The following is a 17,434-nucleotide window of genomic DNA, read 5'->3' as shown; positions in this document are numbered from 1 at the left end:
CAGATCTGACGAGTGTCGGGCAATTGAGCAGTTGAGAGGTTGGCGCGACAGCGCCCCCTCTGGCCATCTCCCCCACGAGGGGGGAAGATCGGCAGTTTCGACAAATTTCAATCAACTTTTAATCTTTTTCGCCCGCGCCACTGGACAAGGCGAATCAGCTTTGATTCTTTACTGACGATTCGGGCGTGCGGCGTAGCCGGATCATCCATACGGCAGATCGGGGAGTGCCATTTATGGCCAAGGCGGACGCGTGGGGCGCGCCCGGAGGGAAGGCTTTTGCGCGTCGCAAGGCAAGGAGCGATGGACTTGCCGGCAATACGCGCCTGATCGCCGAACCCACTTATCAGCGGCTCCTGGCCGCCGAGCCGCTGCTGCGTCGGTCGATCCCGGCGCTGATCGTCGTTTTTCTCATCGTCATTGCCGCGCTGCGCTTCCTGTCGCTCATGAACGAGCATGACGAGATCGAGCGCGACGCCAAGGCGGTGCTGGCGCTGGCCGCCGGACAGATGGCGCAGGCCGTCACCGCGGACCCCAGCGCGGCCGGGGCCAATGCCATAAGCCTTCTGGAGAACACCGGCCGCCAAGGCGCCATGAGCCGCGCCCATGTGCTCGCCATCACCGACGCCAACTTCAAGGTCATCGCCGTTTCGCCGCTGTCGACGGGCTGGCAAGGCCGCACGCTCGACAGCCTCGTGCTGGGCGGCCAGCCGCTGTTCATGTTCGGCGACCGCGCCGGCGTGATGGATGTCAGCATCTCGGGACAGGACTGGTTCGCCGCCGTCAGCCTCAGCGGCGACCGCAAACACGCGGCGGCCGTGCTGGTGCCGCAGGAAGCGGTGTTCGACAGCTGGCGCAAGTCGATGTCGCTCAACGTCACGCTGTTCGTGCTGACGGCGGGCGTGCTGATCGTCATCCTCTACGCCTATTTCGGCCAGGCGGCGCGCGCCCAGGCGGCGGACCGCATCTATCTTGAGGCGCATCAGCGCATCGACATGGCGCTGGTGCGAGGCCGCTGCGGGTTGTGGGACTGGGACATGGTGCGCGGCAAGATGTACTGGTCGCGCTCGATGTACGACATGCTGGGCTATGAGCCCTGCGATACGATGCTCTCCTTCGGCGAGGTCGACGAGATCATCCACCCGGAGGACGGCGACCTGTTCGAGCTCGCCAACCGCATCATCGAACGCGAGATCGACCATATCGACCAGGTTTTCCGCATGCGCCATGCCGACGGGCAGTGGGTGTGGATGCGAGCCCGCGCCCAGGTGATCGACCCGGAGGCGCCGGAGATCCAGCTGATCGGCATCGCCGTCGACGTCACCGAGCAGCGGCACTTGGCGCTGCGCTCGGAAGCGGCCGACATGCGGCTCAGGACAGCGATCGAGAACATCAACGAATCCTTCGTGCTGTGGGATGCCGCCGAACGGCTGATCATGTGCAATTCGAAGTTCCAGAAGGACAACGGGCTGTCGGACCGCGACGTCGTACCGGGCGCGACCCGCGATATGCTGGAGGAGCGCATGCTGGCCTTCGCGTCGGAGCGCAGGCTCGCCAATGCCAACGGGCCGCAGGGCGGCGTCAGCTTGGAGCGCCAGCTTGCCGACGGCCGCTGGCTGCAGGTCAACGAGCTCAGGACCCGCGACGGCGGCGTCGTTTCCGTGGGCTCCGACATCACGCAGATCAAGCTGCACCAGGAAAAGCTGGTCGACAGCGAGCGCCGGCTGATGGCGACGATCCACGATCTCAGCCTGGCCCGCCGCGCCGAGGAAGAACGCGCCAGCGAACTGGTCGAGCTCAACCGCAAATACATGAAGGAAACCGAGCGCGCCGAGGCGGCCAATCGCGCCAAGTCGGAATTCCTCGCCAACATGTCGCATGAATTGCGCACGCCGCTCAACGCCATCATCGGCTTCTCCGAGTTGATGCAGCAGGGCCTGTTCGGGCCGCTCGGCTCCGAGCGCTACGAGGAATACGCGACCGACATCAACGGCAGCGGCAAATACCTGCTCGGCGTCATCAACGACATCCTCGACATGTCGAAGATCGAAGCCGGCCAGTTCTCGCTCGACCGCGAGGAGATCGATCTCTGCCCGCTGATCAAGGAGACGGTGCGGGTGATCTCGCTGCAGGCGGCGGAAAAGTCGATCAATGTCGAGACGCGCATCGCCGATGCGATGCGGCTCTATGCCGACCGCCGCGCGATCAAGCAGATCGCCATCAACCTGCTCTCCAACGCGGTGAAATTCACCGGACAGGGCGGAAAGATCACGGTCAGGGCGCGCAACACGTCCGGGGCGCTGCTGCTCACCATCGAGGACAATGGCTGCGGCATCCCCAAGCAGGCGCTGAGCAAGCTCGGCCGGCCGTTCGAGCAGGTGCAGAACCAGTTCTCCAAGAACCACACCGGCTCGGGGCTCGGGCTCGCCATCTCGCGCTCGCTGGCCGAATTGCAGGGCGGCGCGCTGAAGATCCGCTCGACCGAGGGTGCAGGCACCATCGTGTCGGTGCGCATTCCGCTGAAGAAGGCTCCGCCGACGGTGAAGGCAGCGGCCTAATTCATCCCTCGTTGCGGCGCGCCCGCGCGCAGCAAATGGTCGAAGTCCTGCCTGACCTTTCGCGACGTCTCTTTGAGATGTGCTTCCAGGACGCCGAAATCCGGCAGGTCAGTGACCGCCAGAAGCAGATCCGAGAGTCCAGGTGGGACATCGTCGCGCTGGAACTCGCCGATGAGGCAAAGCCTGATCATCTGGGTCAGCGCCAGATAGAGCCGATAGGCCTCGCCAAGCTCTTCACGCACATCGGCTGAGGCGAAATCCGGAGAAAGCCGGGCCAAAATGTCGGCGGTCGCCGTGACCCGGCGGCCAGGCTCGATAGCGCCGGCGATGACCGCGACCTGGGCGATGAATTCAAGATCAATGAGCCCGCCCGGGGTCAGCTTGATGTCCCAGAGGTCGCGCGGCGGCTTCTCCTTCTCGATCAGCGCCCGCATATCCGAGGCCTCGGCTTTCACCTTGGCGGCATTGCGCGGCTGCGCCAGCACCGCCGCCACCTCATCGTCGAGCTCGGCGCAGAGTTCGGCATCGCCGCCGACGGCGCGGGCCCGTGCCAGCGCCATGTGCTCCCAGGTCCAGGCATCCCGGCGCTGATATTTCTTGAACGCATCGATATGGGTGGCGACCGGCCCCTTGTTGCCCGAGGGGCGCAGGCGCAGGTCCAACTCATAGAGCACGCCTTCGGCCGTCGGCGCCGAGACGGCGGCGATCAGGCGCTGCGTCATGCGGGTATAGTAATGCGAAGGCGCCAGCGGCTTTTCGCCGTCGGAGTCCTCGGCATCCGCGTCGTGGTCGTAGAGCAGGATGAGATCGACATCCGAACCGGCCGTGAGTTCGCGGCTGCCGAGCTTGCCCATGCCGAGCAGGGCCACCCTGCCGCCGGCGATCCTGCCGTGGCGCAGCGCGAATTCGGCGATCACCGCGTTCAGCGCCGCCTCGATGGTGAGATCGGCGAGATCGGAGAAGGCGCGGCCGGCGCGCGCGGGATCGATCGAGCCGGCAAGCAGGCGCACGCCGATCAGGAATTTCTGCTCGGAGGCGAAGATGCGCAGGCGGTCAAGCACATCCTCGTAGGCGCGGTCGCCCTCGATGAAGGCGGCAAGCCGCGCCGAGAGATAGGCGCGGTCCGGCAGTTCGGTAAGCAGGGCCGGGTCGAGCAGGCCGTCGAAGACATGCGGGCGGCGGGTGATGATGGCAGCCAGCCTCGGCGCCGCGCCCATGATGGTCGCCATCAGCTTCAAGAGCGCCGGGTTCGATTGCAGCAGCGAGAAAAGCTGGATGCCCGCCGGCAGGCCGGCGAGGAACTCGTCGAAGCGCATCAGCGCCTCATCGGCGCGACGCGTCTGGCCGAAGGCTTTGAGCAAGGCCGGGGTCAGTTCGGTCAGCCTCTCGCGCGCCTCCGCCGACTGGGTGACGCGGTAGCGCCCGAAATGCCAGCCGCGGATGACGCGGCAGATGTCGCTCGGCCGCTGGAAGCCGAGGCCATGCAGCGTCTGCAGCGTATCGGGATCGTCGACATCGCCGGTGAAGACCAGATTGCCGACGCCGGCCGAGAGCTCGGGTGCCGTCTCGAACAGCGCCGCGTAGTGGCGCTCGACCTGCTGCAGCGAGGCGCGGAAGGCCTGCGTGAATTCCGCCTCGCCGGCAAACCCCAGCATCAGCGCGATGCGTTTGAGCTCCTCGTCTTCTTCCGGCAGGACGTGCGTCTGCTCGTCCGCGACCATCTGGATGGCGTGCTCGACACGGCGCAGGAACCAGTATTGGCGGGTGAGCGCATCGCGCGCGTCGGCGGTGATCCAGCCGCGCGCGGCAAGCGCTGCGAGCATCGGCACGGTCTCGCGGCCGCGCAGCTCCGGGAAGCGGCCGCCGGCGATGAGCTGCTGGGTCTGGACGAAGAACTCGATCTCGCGGATGCCGCCGCGGCCAAGCTTGACGTTATGGCCCTTCACCGCGATCTCGCCATGGCCCTTGTGGGCATGGATCTGGCGCTTGATCGAATGGACGTCGGCGATCGCCGCATAGTCCATGTATTTGCGCCAGACATAGGGTTGCAATTCCTTGAGGAAGGCGGCGCCGGCAGCAAGATCGCCGGCAACCGGCCGCGCCTTGATCATGGCGGCGCGCTCCCAGTTCTGGCCGCGCGCCTCGTAATAGCGAAGCGCTGCCTCGACCGGGATCGCCAGCGGCGTCGAGCCGGGATCGGGGCGCAGCCTCAGATCGGTGCGGAAGACATAGCCATGCTCGGTGCGATCCTGCAGGATGCGCACGAGACGACGGGTAAGCCTGGAGAACAGCTCGGTCGCGTCGAGCGGATCGATGACGGCCGGCGCCTCCGGCTCGAAGAAGACGACGAGATCGATGTCGGAGGAAAAGTTCAGCTCATGCGCGCCGAGCTTGCCCATGCCGAGCAGGATCCAGCCTGAATCCCTGGCAGGCTCGGCCGGATGCGGTAGCTTGAGCTTGCCTTGCCGATGCGCGTCGAGCAGCAGGAAATCGACGGCGGCGCATGTGCAGGCGTCGGCAAGATCGCTGAGCCGGCGCACCGTCACGGAGGTCTCCGCCTCGCCTGAAAGATCGGCCAGCGCGATCAGGAAATGCGCTTCGGTCTTCCATTGCCTGAGCGCCATCATCAGGCTCGCTTCCGAAGCGTCTTCCGCCTTGGCCGCGCCGCCGATCGCTTCGCCGATGGCATCGAGCCGCGCTTCGATCATCAGGTCGAACAGCGTTTCGAGGATCGCCGGCCGCCGGCGCGCCACGTCGCGCAGGAAGGGCGAGAGGTCGAAGACGGCCGCCAGCAGATCCTGCAGCGGCCCCTCGCCCGCCAGGAACGCAGCGAGTCGGGAACGCCCCTCCTCCTCGGCGGCGTCGGCGATTTCCGACAATTCGCGCCGGGCATGTTTCGCGTCCAGGGGGCGGAGCGCCAGTGTCGGGCTAAGCCGGAATTCGGATTCGATTTTCTTCTTCGCCATTTATCCGCGCCGTCAATGCGTCTCCCGCAATGGGAAACTCATGACCACGGACAATCCGGGATTGGCGGGCAAAAGATCAAGCCTTCCGTTGTGGAAAGTCATGATTGCCTTGGCCAGGCTGAGGCCCAGGCCCGAGCCCGGCTGCGAGCGGCTCTTTTCCAGGCGCACGAAACGCTCGGTGGCTCGGGCACGATCGGCGTCGTCCGGAATGCCGTGGCCGTTGTCGCTGACGGCAAGCTTGATCTCGTTGCCGAGGCGCTCCAGCGCCACACGCACTTTCGGCGTCTCGGCGGCGTCGGTCGAATATTTGATGGCGTTGTCGACGATGTTGGAAAGCGCCTGACCGATCAGTTCGCGGTTGCCGTTGATCGTAAAGGCCTCGGGCACGGTCGCTTCCAGCGCGACGCCCGCCTCTTCCGCCACCGGCTCGTAGAGTTCGACGACGTCGCTCACCGTCGCGGCGAGATCGACGGGACCGGTCTGTTCCGAGGAATAGCCAGCCTCCAGGCGCGAGATCATCAGGATGGCGTTGAATGTCTTGATGAGCTGGTCGGACTCCGCGATCGTGCCTTCCAGCGCCTGGCGGTAATCCTGCGTCTTGTGCCTGCCGGCGAGCGTCGCCTCGGCGCGGTTGCGCAGCCTGGTCAGCGGCGTCTTCAGATCATGGGCGATGTTGTCAGAGACCTGCTTCAGCCCCTCGTTCAGCATGGCGATCCTGGCCAGCATCGAATTGAGGTTCGCCGACAGGCGGTCGAATTCGTCGCCGGCGCCGGTGACCGGCAGCCGTCCGGACAAATCGCCGCCCATGATGCGGCGGCTGGCGTCCGAGACGCTGTCGATGCGCTTCAGCGCCGCGCGCCCGACAAAGAACCAGATCAGGATGCCGCCAAGCCCCATCATACCGAGCGCCAGGGTCAGCGCGCGGCTGATGACGGCGCGGAAGCGCTCGGGCTCGCCGAGGTCGCGGCCGACCAGCATGATCATCTGGTTGGGCAGTCTCAACACCAGCGCGATGGCGTTGTGGCCCTTTTCCCCCGTGGACTGGGGGCTGTTGCTGCTGTCGTTGGGCGGAGGCGTGGACTGGTCCGAACCGCCGCTGCGCAGCCGATCGAGCTCGCCCTCGCCGAAGCGCTGGTAGGAAAACGGTTCCGTCGTCCAGCCCTCGGTCTCTATGACCCCTGGCTCCAGGCTCTGCACATTGCCGGTCAGGATCTGGCCATTGGCGTCGGCGATCAGGTAAAGATTGGCGCCGGGCTGGCGCGAGCGGGCCTCGACGACGCGCACCAGCACCGGCAGGCCGCCGCGCTGATAGGCGCGGGCCAGCCCCAGCACCTCGTCGTTGATGGTCTCCTGCGTCTGCGCGGTCAGCATGCGCGCCGACAGCGACGTCATGTAGAAGACGAGCAGCACGGCGCAGAGCGCGAAAAGCAGAAGATAAAGCGCCGAAAGCCGGGCCGCCGTCGTCTTCATGATGGCCGGCAGAGAGAGAGCCATCTGTGGCTTCACCCGCCCTTCAGCATGTAGCCGGCGCCGCGGATCGTGTGCAGGATCGGCTTGTCGAAGCCTTTTTCGATCTTGCCGCGCAGGCGCGAGACGTGGACGTCGATGACGTTGGTCTGCGGATCGAAATGATAGTCCCAGACATTTTCCAGAAGCATGGTGCGCGTCACCACCTGCCCGGCATGGCGCATCAGATATTCGAGCAGGCGGAACTCGCGCGGCTGCAGCGTGATCTCGCGGCCGGCGCGCTTGACCGAATGCGACAGCCGGTCGAGCTCGAGATCGCCGACACGGTAGACGGTCTCGGATTCGCGCGCGCTGGCGCGGCGGTTCAGCACCTCGACACGGGCAAGCAATTCGGAAAAGGCATAGGGTTTGGTGAGGTAGTCGTCGCCGCCGGCGCGCAAGCCCGTGACGCGGTCGTCGACCTCGCCCAGCGCCGAAAGGATCAGCACCGGCGTGGTGTTGCCGCGCGAGCGAAGCGCGGCGATCACCGACAGGCCGTCACGGCGCGGCATCAGGCGGTCGACCACCATCACGTCATAGTCGCCGGCATCGGCGAGCGCGAAGCCGGTCTCGCCGTCGCCGGCGACATGGGCGGTGTGGCCCGCCTCGGCGAAGGCTTTCTGCAAATAATCCGCCGCCTCGCGATCGTCTTCCATGACGAGAATCTTCATGGGACCGTTATACGCGATTTCATCGGAAGTTTGAGAGGCAGTCATTCTTCAGGCCTTGCTCTCATTGGTCGCATGTCTTCTTCCCAAAACCGGCAACCACTTTTGGGCGACATGCATTTCGTTCCGCATGTCGTGATCCCAAAACCGGTGCCCACTTTTGGGCGACATGCATTTCGTTCCGCATGTCGTGATCCCAAAACCGGTGCCCACTTCTGGGCGACATGCGATAAGCGGCAGCGGGTGATGGGAAACCCGCTGCCGCCAGGAGCGAAACACGGTGACTGACTTACGTGCTCGGCCCCATGTTTTCCCGGCGGCGGCTCGGGGGTGTTGATACCGCCGCAGGGAAAATCTGAACGCTGAAATCTCAGCCCTTGCCGACCGGCAGCGCCACAAAACGGTTCGAGTCGTCGCGGGTGATCTGCATCAGCACCGCCTTGCGGCCGGCCTTGGCTGCATCGGCCATGGCCTTGGAGACGTCGTCGGTGGTGTTCACGTCGTTCGAATTGATCGAGGTGATGACGTCGCCGGGCTGGATGCCACGGTCGGCCGCGTCGCTGTCGGGATCGACGTCGGTGACCACGAGGCCCTTGCCGTTTTCCGCCTTGGTGACGGTCAGGCCGAGATCGGCCAGCGTGTCGGCCTTGGCGGCGGGCGCCGACTGCTTGTTGTTGTCGTCGTTCGAGGCCTGCTTGTCGCTTGCCGGCAACGTGCCGAGATCGACCTTGACCGTCTCGTCCTTGCCGCTGCGCCAGACGGTGACATCGACCGATTTGCCCGGCGCGAATGCGCCGATCATGCGGGCGAGCTCCTTCGGCGAGGCGACATCCTTGCCGTCGACCTGGGTGATGACGTCGCCGGCGGCGATGCCCGCCTTCTTGCCCGGACCGGAATCCTGGGCGCTCGAGACCAGCGCGCCCTTGTCCGACTTCAGGCCGAGTGACTCCGCGATGTCGGAGGTGACCGGCTGGATCTCGACGCCGAGCCAGCCGCGCTGGACGGAGCCGCTCTTCATCAGGTCCTGGACGACCTGCTTGGCGGTCGAGGCCGGGATGTCGAAGGCAATGCCGACGCTGCCGCCCGACGGCGAGAAGATGGCGGTGTTGATGCCGATCACCTGGCCGTTGAGGTTGAAGGTCGGACCGCCCGAATTGCCGCGGTTGACCGAAGCATCGATCTGGATGAAGTCGTCATAGGGGCCGGCGCCGATGTCGCGGCCGCGAGCCGAGACGATACCCGCGGTGACGGTGCCGCCGAGACCGAAGGGATTGCCGACCGCAACCACCCAGTCACCGATGCGGACCTTGGAGTCGTCGGCAAAGTCGACATAGGTGAACTTGTTGCCGCCGCCATCGACCTTGAGCACGGCAAGATCGGTGCGCGGATCGGTGCCGATCAGCTTGGCGTCGAGTTCCTTGCCGTCATTGGTGACGACGCTGAAATCCGAGCCTTCCGAAACCACATGGTTGTTGGTGACGAGATAACCGTCTTCCGAGATGAAGAAGCCCGAGCCCTGAGCGACCGGACGCGGCTCGCCATTGCCATGGTCGCGATGGTTGAAGCGGCGCATGCCGAACTGGCCGCCCTGACCCTGGTCGCCGAAGCCGCGGAATTCCTTGAAGAACCGGCGCAGCTGCGGATTGTCAGGCAGGTTATCGAAACCGTCCTGATCGTCCGAGCCATTGTCGGCCGTCGGTTGGATCTTGGCCTTGACCTTGACGCTGACGACCGCCGGCGAGACGTGCTCGACGACATCGGCGAAGCTCGGCATTTGCGGCGCTTCGACGCGCACCGCATCGGCCAGCACGGGGGCGGTGCCGGTGGCAAGCGCGCCTGCGCCGACCGCACCGATGACGGCCAGGGATGCGACGGCGGCCATCAGGCGCTTTCGGGTGCGGGAATATGAATTGGGGGCGTTATTCATGGGGGTTCTTATCCTCTATCGACGTGGATGCGCTCAGGCGAAGCATCCTCGGGCAAGAGGATTAGAGAGCCGCACATTACGGCGCCATTTCCGGTACATGAAAGTTTTGTAATGTTGGCCGAGTTCGTCATTGCAGGGCGAAGCTCCGTCGCGGAGACGCTGGAATCCAGGCCGTTACCTTCGCCGAAGATTGCAGCGGAGCAGAATTCTGCACTGTTCGCGGCGCGTGGAAGTCACGGAACGGATTCTATGGTCTGCGCGCGTCGCTTCGCTCCTTGCTCGCCATACAATGACGACCCGCGAGCGGCCGTGGCCACTTATCGACGTCAGCGATGGCGCTAATCGCTTAGCATCTTGTCCAGCGCCGCCTGTTCCTCGGCACTCAGAGTGCTACCCGATGCCGGGCGGCGCGAGCGGGCGTTGAGCACAATGAACAGGCCGCCGGCCAGAAGCAGAAGCACCGGCGTACCCCACAAAAGCGCGGTGCGCAGGCTGAAGCGCGGCTTGAGCAGCACGAACTCGCCATAGCGCGAAACGATATAGTCCATCACCTGCTGGTCGGTGTCGCCGGCAACGAGGCGCTGGCGCACCAGGACGCGCAGGTCCCGGGCAAGATCGGCGTCGGATTCGTCGATCGACTGGTTCTGGCAGACCATGCAGCGCAGGCCTTCCGACAGCGCGCGCGCCCTCGCCTCCAATGCGGGGTCCTGCAGCACTTCATCAGGCTTCACCGCCTGGGCTGGGCCGGCGAAAAACAGCGCCAGCAACAGGACCAGCGGAACGAGCGAAAACTTCGCCTTCATGTCGAACTCGCCAGGGCCGCGGCCGGCTTGCGGCGCTTGGCCGGCGCGCCGACGCGCAGGCGACGGTCGAGCAGCGACATGGCGGCGCCCGTCATCATCACCAGGCCGCCGCCCCAGATCAGCGTCACCAGCGGCTTCCACCAAAGCCGCACGACGACGGAGCCGTCGTTGTTCTCGTCGCCGAGCGACAGATAAAGCTGGCTCAACCCAATCGTCCTGATGCCGGACTCCGTCGTCACCGTCTGGCGCACCGGATAGAAGCGTTTCGCGGAGGTGATTGCGCCATCGGCGTTGCCGTCGGCGCCTACCAGCAGGAAGCGGCCGCGATCCTCGGTGAAATTCGGGCCTTTCTGCGGGGAGAGCCCTTCGAAGCGCAGCGTGTGGCCGGAGAGCTCCACCGTCTCGCCGGGATGCATCGAGAGGATTTTCTCCGTGCCGAAGCAGAGCGTGCCGACAATGCCGAGCAAGGTCAGCCCGAGGCCAAGATGGGCCAGCGCCGTGCCGAAGACGGAGCGCGGCAGGCCGGCGAAGCGGCGCAGCATGATGCCCGGCGCCACCCCACCGAAACCGGATTTGACCGCAAGATCGGTCAGTGCGCCGGCGACCAGCCAGACGGCGAGGCCGACGCCGAGTGCCGCGAAGACCGAGGCACCGTCGATGAACAGGCCAGTGACCAGCATTGCGGCGATCGCCAGGGCGAAGGCGGCCATCAGCCGCTGCGAGGCGGCAATGACGTCGCCGCGCTTCCAGGCGAGCAAGGGGCCGAACGGCACGATCGCGAGCAGCGGCAGCATCAGCGGGCCGAAGGTCAGGTCGAAGAACGGCGCGCCGACCGAGATCTTGCCGCCGGTGAGCGCCTCCAGCGCCAACGGGTAGAGCGTGCCGACCAGCACCGTCGCCGTGGCGGTGGTGAGAAAGAGGTTGTTCAGCACCAGCGCGCCCTCGCGCGAGATCGGATGGAACAGGCCGCCCGCCGTCAGCCGCGAGGCGCGCAGCGCAAACAGCGCCAGCGACCCGCCGATGAACAGCGTCAGGATGCAAAGGATGAAGACGCCGCGCGCCGGATCGGTGGCGAAGGCGTGCACCGAGGTCAGCACGCCGGAACGCACCAGGAAAGTGCCGAGCAGCGACAGCGAGAAGGTCAGGATGGCGAGCAGCAGCGTCCAGATCTTCAGCGCCGAACGCTTCTCCATGACGATCGCCGAATGAAGCAGCGCGGTGCCGGCGAGCCAGGGCATGAAGGAGGCGTTCTCGACCGGATCCCAGAACCAGAAGCCGCCCCAGCCGAGCTCGTAATAGGCCCAGTAGGAACCCATGGCGATGCCGCCGGTGAGGAACATCCAGGCGACCAGCGTCCAGGGTCGCACCCAGCGCGCCCAGGAGGCGTCGATGCGCCCCTCGATCAGTGCGGCAACCGAAAAGGAGAAGCAGATCGAGAAGCCGACATAGCCGAGATAGAGCATCGGCGGATGGATGGCGAGGCCGAGATCCTGCAGGATCGGGTTGAGGTCGCGGCCCTCGATCGGCGCCGGGTTGAGGCGGATGAAGGGGTTGGACGTCGCCAGGATGAACAGGAAGAAGGCAGCGCCGATCATGCCCTGCACGGCCAGCACATTGGCCTTGAGCGTTGACGGCAGGTTGTTGCCGAAGACCGCGACCAGCGCGCCGAAGAAGGTCAGGATCAGCACCCACAGCAGCATCGAGCCTTCGTGGTTCCCCCAGGTGCCGGTGATCTTGTAGATCATCGGCTGCAGCGAATGGGAGTTCTCCCACACGCTCGCCACCGAGAAGTCGGAGCCGGCATAGGCGCTGGCAAGGGCGGCGAAGGACAGCGCGGTCAACGCGAAGCCGGTGACCGTCACCGGACCGCCGACCGCCATCAGGCGCTGATTGCCGGTGCGGGCGCCGACGAGCGGCACCAGCATCTGCACCAGCGACAGAGCGAAGGCCAGCACGAGCGCGAAATGTCCGGTCTCAACCATCAATTTGTGCTTTCCTGCCAGACGCCCTTGGCCTTCAGACCGTCGGCGACTTCCTTGGGCATGTAACGCTCGTCATGCTTGGCCAAAACGCTGTCGGCGACGAACACGCCGTCGGGGCCGAAAGCGCCCTCGGTGATGACGCCCTGATCCTCGCGGAACAGGTCGGGCAGGATGCCGGTATAGGTGACCTTGACCGATTTCTGCCTGTCGGTGACCGAGAAGGCGACGGTGGCGCCCTGGCCGCGCACGATGGTGCCCTTCTCGACGAGACCGCCGAGCCGGATGCGTTGTCCGGGCGGCAAACTCGCCGTGGCGAGATCGGCCGGCATGTAGAAATAGGAGGCCTTCTGTCCAAGCGCATAGAAGGTGAGGCCGGCAGCGGCGCCGAGGAAAGCCAGCCCCGCCACGATCACCGACAATCGCTTCTGCTTGCGCGTCATTGCCTTACTCCGTCGCCGTTACGCCGAGCGAGGCGGCGAAGGCGGTGAATTTCCTGGCCTGTTCACTGTCCGCCCCGAAGGCGGCGACAGCGCGGCCGAGCGCGGCCCGCGCCTGGTCGGCCTTGCCAAGCACGACATAGGAACGGATGAGCCGCATCCATCCTTCCTCGTCACGCGGATTCTGCTTCAATTTGTCGTCCAACCCGGCGACCATGGTCTCGATCATCGCCTGCCGGTCCTGCGGCGACATCTGTTGCGCGGCTTCCACCTGCTGCGCATCCGGGCCGTTGGCCGGCGCGGCCTTGGCGACAGCCGGCTCGCCCGCCTCGGCAAGCGCCTGCTGAACGGCGTTGCGCCAGGGCGAATCCGGCGCCAGCTGGCCGAGCATCTTTTGCCAGGCGGTGACGGCCTCGGCCTTCTTGCCTTCCTGGGCGAGGCCCACCGCCAGGTAAAAATTCGCCTTGGCGTTGGCCGGATCGAACTTCAGGGCAGCCTCGAAGGCGCTTTGGGCATCGGCCGAAACGATGCCGCCGGCAGCATTGGCGATCGCCTCGCCGAGACCCGACTGGCGCACGGCGCTGTCGCCGTCGAGGCGGATGGCGTTGCGATAAGCGGTCACGGCGTCAGGAAAGCGCTGCAGCCGAAGATAGATCGGCGCCAGCACATCCCAGCCCTTGCCGTCCGACGGATTGGCGGCGAGATGGGCTTCGGCGCGGGCGACCAGTTCGTCGACCGAGGAATCGGCCGGGTTCTTGGCCAGACGTTCGGCCAGCGGCTGCGAGGGCAGATCGGGAGAGCCGAGCATGCCGTAGAGCCCCCAACTCAACAGGGGAACCGCAAGCACGGCCACGCTGGCGACCCATCTGGCGCTGCGCGCGGGCCTGGGCGTCGCCGCGCCCGGCTGCAAAGCCGCGCCCAGACGCAGGATGCGCCGGCCGATCTCGGCACGCGCCTCCTCGGCCTCGCCCGGCTGGATCAGGCCGCGCGCCATGTCGCGGTCGAGCTCGGAAAGCTGGTCGCGATAGACTTCGAGATCGTGATCGCCGGCCGGCGACGCGCCCTTCATGCCGCCGGTGAGCGGCAACAGCACCGCCAGGCTGGCGCCCAGCGTGAGGATTGCGGCTATGACCCAGAACAGCATGCCTATTCCAATAGCGGCAGAGCCCTGCCCTGCCAACACGACCATCGTGCGACGCTTTGACGGCAGACGCCGTCGGCCGCAGGCCTAATTCCGTTCCAAAGCCGTCAGGTCAGCGGCGTCCAGCTGCCATCGGCGTTGCGGCAGGCGGTGCCGCGCGCGGTGACGCCCGCGCCGCTGGTATAGACGGTGTGGGTGTACTGGCGACAATCCTGCGAGCCGACCCGGTAGGGCTGGGCGGCGACGACCTCGCCATAATGCGAGGAGTTGTCGCTCTTCCACGTCACTTTCTGGCCACTGGTGTTGTATTCCAGCGCCTTGTATTCCGCTTCCAGGCCCTTGCGCTTTTCGGCATCGCTGAGGCCCGAGCCGACCGATCCGCCGATAAGCCCGCCATTCATGGCCGAAACGATGCTGGTCGAGACCTTGCCGCCGGCGGGCGGCGTGGAAACAGGCGTGACCGGAGAGGTTGGACCGCCCCTGCCGAGCGTCGTGCAGCCGGAAACGGCGAGCAGGGCGGAAACGAGCGCGACGCGGATCTTCATGCCAACAACCGGTTCTCTTGAGCAGGATGAGCTGGGGGCTGCGTCATCGGGGAGGATATCGAGCCCATAGTGTTGACATTTGTCGGAAATTTGGCCGCCAGCCCTTGCTCGCAAATCGATAAAAACATCATTGAAGGCTCCGCAATCTCACCACCGCCCTCAAGCCGCCCATGCCGGACCGTTCCAGCGCCAGCGAGCCTCCATACTCGTTGACGAGGTCGGCGACAATGGCGAGCCCGAGCCCTGTTCCCGGCTTCGTCTCATCGAGTCTCTTGCCACGCTTCAACACCTCCCGCGCACTGTCCTCGGGAATGCCCGGGCCGTCATCCTCTATAACGATTTCAAACAGGTTGCCGCTTCCCGAAATAGTGGCGATCGTCACGGCGACGGCGCCTTTAGCCCATTTCATCGCATTGTCGAGCAGATTGCCGAGCAGTTCCTCCAGATCTTCGCGCTCGCCGGCAAAGACGATCTCCGCCGGCGGCAGCGACAGCGTCAGCCTGGACTGCGGGTTGAGTTTCCGCAGCACGCGCACCATGCGCTCGACCAGCGGCAAAACCGGCGTGCGGAAGACGACGCTGTCGCGCTGCGCGGCGACGCGGGCGCGCTGCAGATAGTGGTCGACCTGTTTCTGCATGGAGGCGGCCTGCTCGGCGATCAACTGACCCTTGGCGCCGCCAAGCGCCCGGCCCTCATTGATCAGCACGGCGAGCGGCGTCTTCAGCGAATGGGCAAGGTTGCCGACCTGGGTGCGCGAGCGCTCGACGATGCGCCGGTTGTTCTCGATCAACGCATTGGTCTCGTTGGCGAGCGGTTCGATCTCGGCCGGGAAGCTGCCGTCGAGCCGCTGGGCGGTGCCTTCGCGCACCATGGCCAGCGCATTGCGGACCCGGCGCAAAGGCTGGAGACCCAAGAGGATGGCGATGGCGTTGATGGCGATCATGCCGACGCCGAACAGCGACAGATAGGTGAGCAGGCGGCGCTGGAAGCTGGCGATCTCCTGCTCGAGTTCGCTGTGATTGCCCATGACGCGGAAACGGGCGGCGCGGTTCTTCGCGTCCAGCACGAACTCGCTCTCGAAAACTTCGAGCTGCTCGCCCTTTATGCCCTCCATCGAATAGCTGCGCTGGAAGTTCGAGTTGAAGGGCACTTCCGCGACGCTCGGCGACAAGAGTGAAGTCGTCATCGAGGAGGAATGGATTTCGCCATGCACGCCTTCGGAAGCAGGCTCGACCGACCAATACCAGCCGGAATTCGGCTCGGAAAAGCGCAGGTCGCCGAGGTCGGGCGAGCCGGTCAGCGCGCCGTTGTCGGAAATGCCGACGGAACCGATCAGGTTGAACAGATGCGCCGAAAGCAGGCTGTCGAAGCCGCGTTCGCTGGCCTGGCGGTAAAGCGTGGTGATGAGGGTGAAGATGACGACCAGCGTCAGGATCGCCCAGATGGTGGAAAAGGCGATGACGCGGAAGGTCAGCGAGCGCGGCCAGAGCCGCAGCTTCGACAGCCGCGCGCCTATGGTTGGCTTCAGCGGTTCCGCGTCACGCCTCCGGCTCACGCATGCGATAGCCCATGCCCCGCACGGTTTCGATCATGTCGATGCCCATCTTCTTGCGAAGCCGGCCGACAAACACCTCGATAGTGTTGGAATCGCGGTCGAAATCCTGGTCGTAGAGATGCTCGACCAGCTCGGTGCGCGACACCACCTCGCCCATATGATGCATCAAGTAGGCGAGCAGCCGGAACTCGTGCGAGGTGAGTTTGAGCGGCACGCCGTTGACGTCGGCCTTGGACGCCTTGGTGTCGAGGCGCAGCGGCCCGCAAGTGAGCTCCGACGATGCATGGCCGGCCGCGCGGCGGATCAGCGCCCGCACCCGCGCCAGCACCTCCTCGATGTGGAAGGGTTTGGTCACATAGTCGTCGGCGCCGGCGTCGATGCCGGCCACCTTGTCGCTCCAGCGGTCGCGCGCGGTCAGGATCAGCACCGGCATCTTGCGGTCACCGCGGCGCCAGCGCTCGACGACGCTGATGCCGTCCATCTGCGGCAGGCCGATATCGAGGACCACGGCATCGTAAGGCTCGGTGTCGCCAAGGAAGTGCCCCTCCTCGCCGTCATAGGCGCGGTCGACCACATAGCCGGCGTCGACCAGCGCGTCGGCCAGCTGCCGGTTGAGATCCTTGTCATCCTCGACGACGAGCACGCGCATGGGTTGAAGCCTGTTGCTGGGTAGACGTATAGGCCGATTCCCCGGCCTGGGAAACGAGAGGGTCAGCCCATCGGGACGACGATTTCCGAGCGGCGCGGACGCTGTCCGTCCTTGCCGGGGACCAGCACGACGATGACGCAGACCTGCTGGCCGCCCCGCGTCGCCTGCGAGGCCTTGGCCAGCGTGCCGCCATTCTGCGCGGCGACCTGCTGGCCGATGGCGTAGCAATCGCCAGCGGCAAGCACGACCGGCTGGTCGACCGACGGGTCGATGACCGGCATTGCCGTCGTCTGCGACGCAAAGAGGCCGGCTGCGGCAAGCGCCAGCACTGCTTTGCGGAGATGGGAGCCAAGATTGGTCATGATCACGGTTCTAACGCATATGGGCTGAACGTGAAATGAACGGTGAACAATCGAAAATCCATGCCCGCCATTCCCCCTGCGCGAGACAAATGAATGCACCCTGTGACGCCAGTGCAGTCGCCAGGGGCTTCCTCAGGCCCCGGGTGCAAATTCATAGCCGGAAAATCAGTCGGCCCGCTACGCTTTTCGGGTGCGGATTCTCCATCCAGCCCTAGCTAGTGCGTTTCACCGTTTCATGGAAACGGCGAACCGCCCTATCTCTCTAATTTAACGCAATTCCGGACGGAAAACCGATCACACTTTTCTTGGAATTGCTCCGGTGTAGGAACGCCGCACGA

13 protein-coding genes are annotated in these 17,434 nt (G+C 65.3%); 1 reads left to right on the top strand and 12 read right to left on the bottom strand.

The features are described 5' to 3' along the window. Positions 1 to 233: 233 nt before the first annotated feature. Complete coding sequence (locus FJW07_RS03450; protein ID WP_140854484.1) at positions 234 to 2,555, top strand: PAS domain-containing sensor histidine kinase; 2,322 nt, start codon at positions 234 to 236, stop codon at positions 2,553 to 2,555. Here FJW07_RS03450 and FJW07_RS03445 read toward each other — a convergent pair. The 12 genes from FJW07_RS03445 to FJW07_RS03390 all read right to left on the bottom strand — a co-directional run bounded on the left by FJW07_RS03445 (position 2,552) and on the right by FJW07_RS03390 (position 17,096). Further along, a complete protein-coding gene (locus tag FJW07_RS03445) occupies positions 2,552 to 5,521 on the bottom strand; it encodes a bifunctional [glutamine synthetase] adenylyltransferase/[glutamine synthetase]-adenylyl-L-tyrosine phosphorylase (protein ID WP_140854482.1) in 2,970 nt (989 codons plus the stop codon). The two genes, FJW07_RS03450 and FJW07_RS03445, sit on opposite strands and share 4 nt — an antisense overlap. 12 nt (positions 5,522 to 5,533) lie before the next feature. After that, a complete protein-coding gene (locus FJW07_RS03440) occupies positions 5,534 to 7,015 on the bottom strand; it encodes a HAMP domain-containing sensor histidine kinase (RefSeq protein WP_140854480.1) in 1,482 nt (493 codons plus the stop codon). Between the two features lie 8 nt (positions 7,016 to 7,023). Then, the gene (locus FJW07_RS03435; protein ID WP_040991372.1) at positions 7,024 to 7,698 is read right to left on the bottom strand and encodes a response regulator transcription factor; all 675 of its coding nucleotides are present in this window, start codon (positions 7,696 to 7,698) and stop codon (positions 7,024 to 7,026) included. 367 nt (positions 7,699 to 8,065) lie between these two features. Continuing rightward, the gene (locus FJW07_RS03430) at positions 8,066 to 9,622 is read right to left on the bottom strand and encodes a Do family serine endopeptidase (protein ID WP_140854478.1); all 1,557 of its coding nucleotides are present in this window, start codon (positions 9,620 to 9,622) and stop codon (positions 8,066 to 8,068) included. A gap of 338 nt (positions 9,623 to 9,960) precedes the next feature. Then, complete coding sequence (locus FJW07_RS03425) at positions 9,961 to 10,425, bottom strand: cytochrome c-type biogenesis protein (protein ID WP_140854476.1); 465 nt, start codon at positions 10,423 to 10,425, stop codon at positions 9,961 to 9,963. Beyond that, a complete protein-coding gene (locus FJW07_RS03420) occupies positions 10,422 to 12,407 on the bottom strand; it encodes a heme lyase CcmF/NrfE family subunit (RefSeq protein ID WP_140854474.1) in 1,986 nt (661 codons plus the stop codon). The genes FJW07_RS03425 and FJW07_RS03420 overlap by 4 nt, the downstream gene beginning before the upstream one ends. After that, complete coding sequence (gene ccmE / locus FJW07_RS03415; protein ID WP_140854472.1) at positions 12,407 to 12,847, bottom strand: cytochrome c maturation protein CcmE; 441 nt, start codon at positions 12,845 to 12,847, stop codon at positions 12,407 to 12,409. The genes FJW07_RS03420 and ccmE overlap by 1 nt, the downstream gene beginning before the upstream one ends. 4 nt (positions 12,848 to 12,851) lie before the next feature. Continuing rightward, positions 12,852 to 13,988 carry a c-type cytochrome biogenesis protein CcmI gene (ccmI, locus tag FJW07_RS03410; protein ID WP_140854470.1) on the bottom strand — a complete coding sequence of 379 codons (1,137 nt, stop codon included), beginning with the start codon at positions 13,986 to 13,988 and terminating at the stop codon, positions 12,852 to 12,854. A 104-nt stretch (positions 13,989 to 14,092) separates the two neighbouring features. Beyond that, positions 14,093 to 14,530: a hypothetical protein gene (locus FJW07_RS03405; RefSeq protein ID WP_140659446.1), complete on the bottom strand. Its 438-nt coding sequence runs from the start codon at positions 14,528 to 14,530 to the stop codon at positions 14,093 to 14,095. A 127-nt stretch (positions 14,531 to 14,657) separates the two neighbouring features. Beyond that, positions 14,658 to 16,085 carry an ATP-binding protein gene (locus FJW07_RS03400; RefSeq protein ID WP_140854468.1) on the bottom strand — a complete coding sequence of 476 codons (1,428 nt, stop codon included), beginning with the start codon at positions 16,083 to 16,085 and terminating at the stop codon, positions 14,658 to 14,660. Further along, a complete protein-coding gene (locus tag FJW07_RS03395; protein ID WP_027164846.1) occupies positions 16,069 to 16,734 on the bottom strand; it encodes a response regulator transcription factor in 666 nt (221 codons plus the stop codon). Before FJW07_RS03395 ends, FJW07_RS03400 begins: the two co-directional genes overlap by 17 nt. 62 nt (positions 16,735 to 16,796) lie before the next feature. Then, positions 16,797 to 17,096 carry a hypothetical protein gene (locus FJW07_RS03390; RefSeq protein ID WP_140854466.1) on the bottom strand — a complete coding sequence of 100 codons (300 nt, stop codon included), beginning with the start codon at positions 17,094 to 17,096 and terminating at the stop codon, positions 16,797 to 16,799. Between the last annotated feature and the right edge of the window lie 338 nt (positions 17,097 to 17,434).

The organism is Mesorhizobium sp. B3-1-9 (assembly GCF_006439595.1).
Classification (GTDB): Bacteria; Pseudomonadota; Alphaproteobacteria; order Rhizobiales; family Rhizobiaceae; genus Mesorhizobium.
This window is presented reverse-complemented; position numbering and strand designations above follow the sequence as displayed.

Excerpts from the sequence above, each read along its gene's own strand:
- FJW07_RS03450 (WP_140854484.1), top strand. The coding sequence starts at position 234 with ATGGCCAAGGCGGACGCGTGGGGCGCGCCCGGAGGGAAGGCTTTTGCG.
- FJW07_RS03445 (WP_140854482.1), bottom strand. The coding sequence starts at position 5,521 with ATGGCGAAGAAGAAAATCGAATCCGAATTCCGGCTTAGCCCGACACTG.
- FJW07_RS03440 (WP_140854480.1), bottom strand. The coding sequence starts at position 7,015 with ATGGCTCTCTCTCTGCCGGCCATCATGAAGACGACGGCGGCCCGGCTT.
- FJW07_RS03435 (WP_040991372.1), bottom strand. The coding sequence starts at position 7,698 with ATGAAGATTCTCGTCATGGAAGACGATCGCGAGGCGGCGGATTATTTG.
- FJW07_RS03430 (WP_140854478.1), bottom strand. The coding sequence starts at position 9,622 with ATGAATAACGCCCCCAATTCATATTCCCGCACCCGAAAGCGCCTGATG.
- FJW07_RS03425 (WP_140854476.1), bottom strand. The coding sequence starts at position 10,425 with ATGAAGGCGAAGTTTTCGCTCGTTCCGCTGGTCCTGTTGCTGGCGCTG.
- FJW07_RS03420 (WP_140854474.1), bottom strand. The coding sequence starts at position 12,407 with ATGGTTGAGACCGGACATTTCGCGCTCGTGCTGGCCTTCGCTCTGTCG.
- ccmE (WP_140854472.1), bottom strand. The coding sequence starts at position 12,847 with ATGACGCGCAAGCAGAAGCGATTGTCGGTGATCGTGGCGGGGCTGGCT.
- ccmI (WP_140854470.1), bottom strand. The coding sequence starts at position 13,988 with ATGCTGTTCTGGGTCATAGCCGCAATCCTCACGCTGGGCGCCAGCCTG.
- FJW07_RS03405 (WP_140659446.1), bottom strand. The coding sequence starts at position 14,530 with ATGAAGATCCGCGTCGCGCTCGTTTCCGCCCTGCTCGCCGTTTCCGGC.
- FJW07_RS03395 (WP_027164846.1), bottom strand. The coding sequence starts at position 16,734 with ATGCGCGTGCTCGTCGTCGAGGATGACAAGGATCTCAACCGGCAGCTG.
- FJW07_RS03390 (WP_140854466.1), bottom strand. The coding sequence starts at position 17,096 with ATGACCAATCTTGGCTCCCATCTCCGCAAAGCAGTGCTGGCGCTTGCC.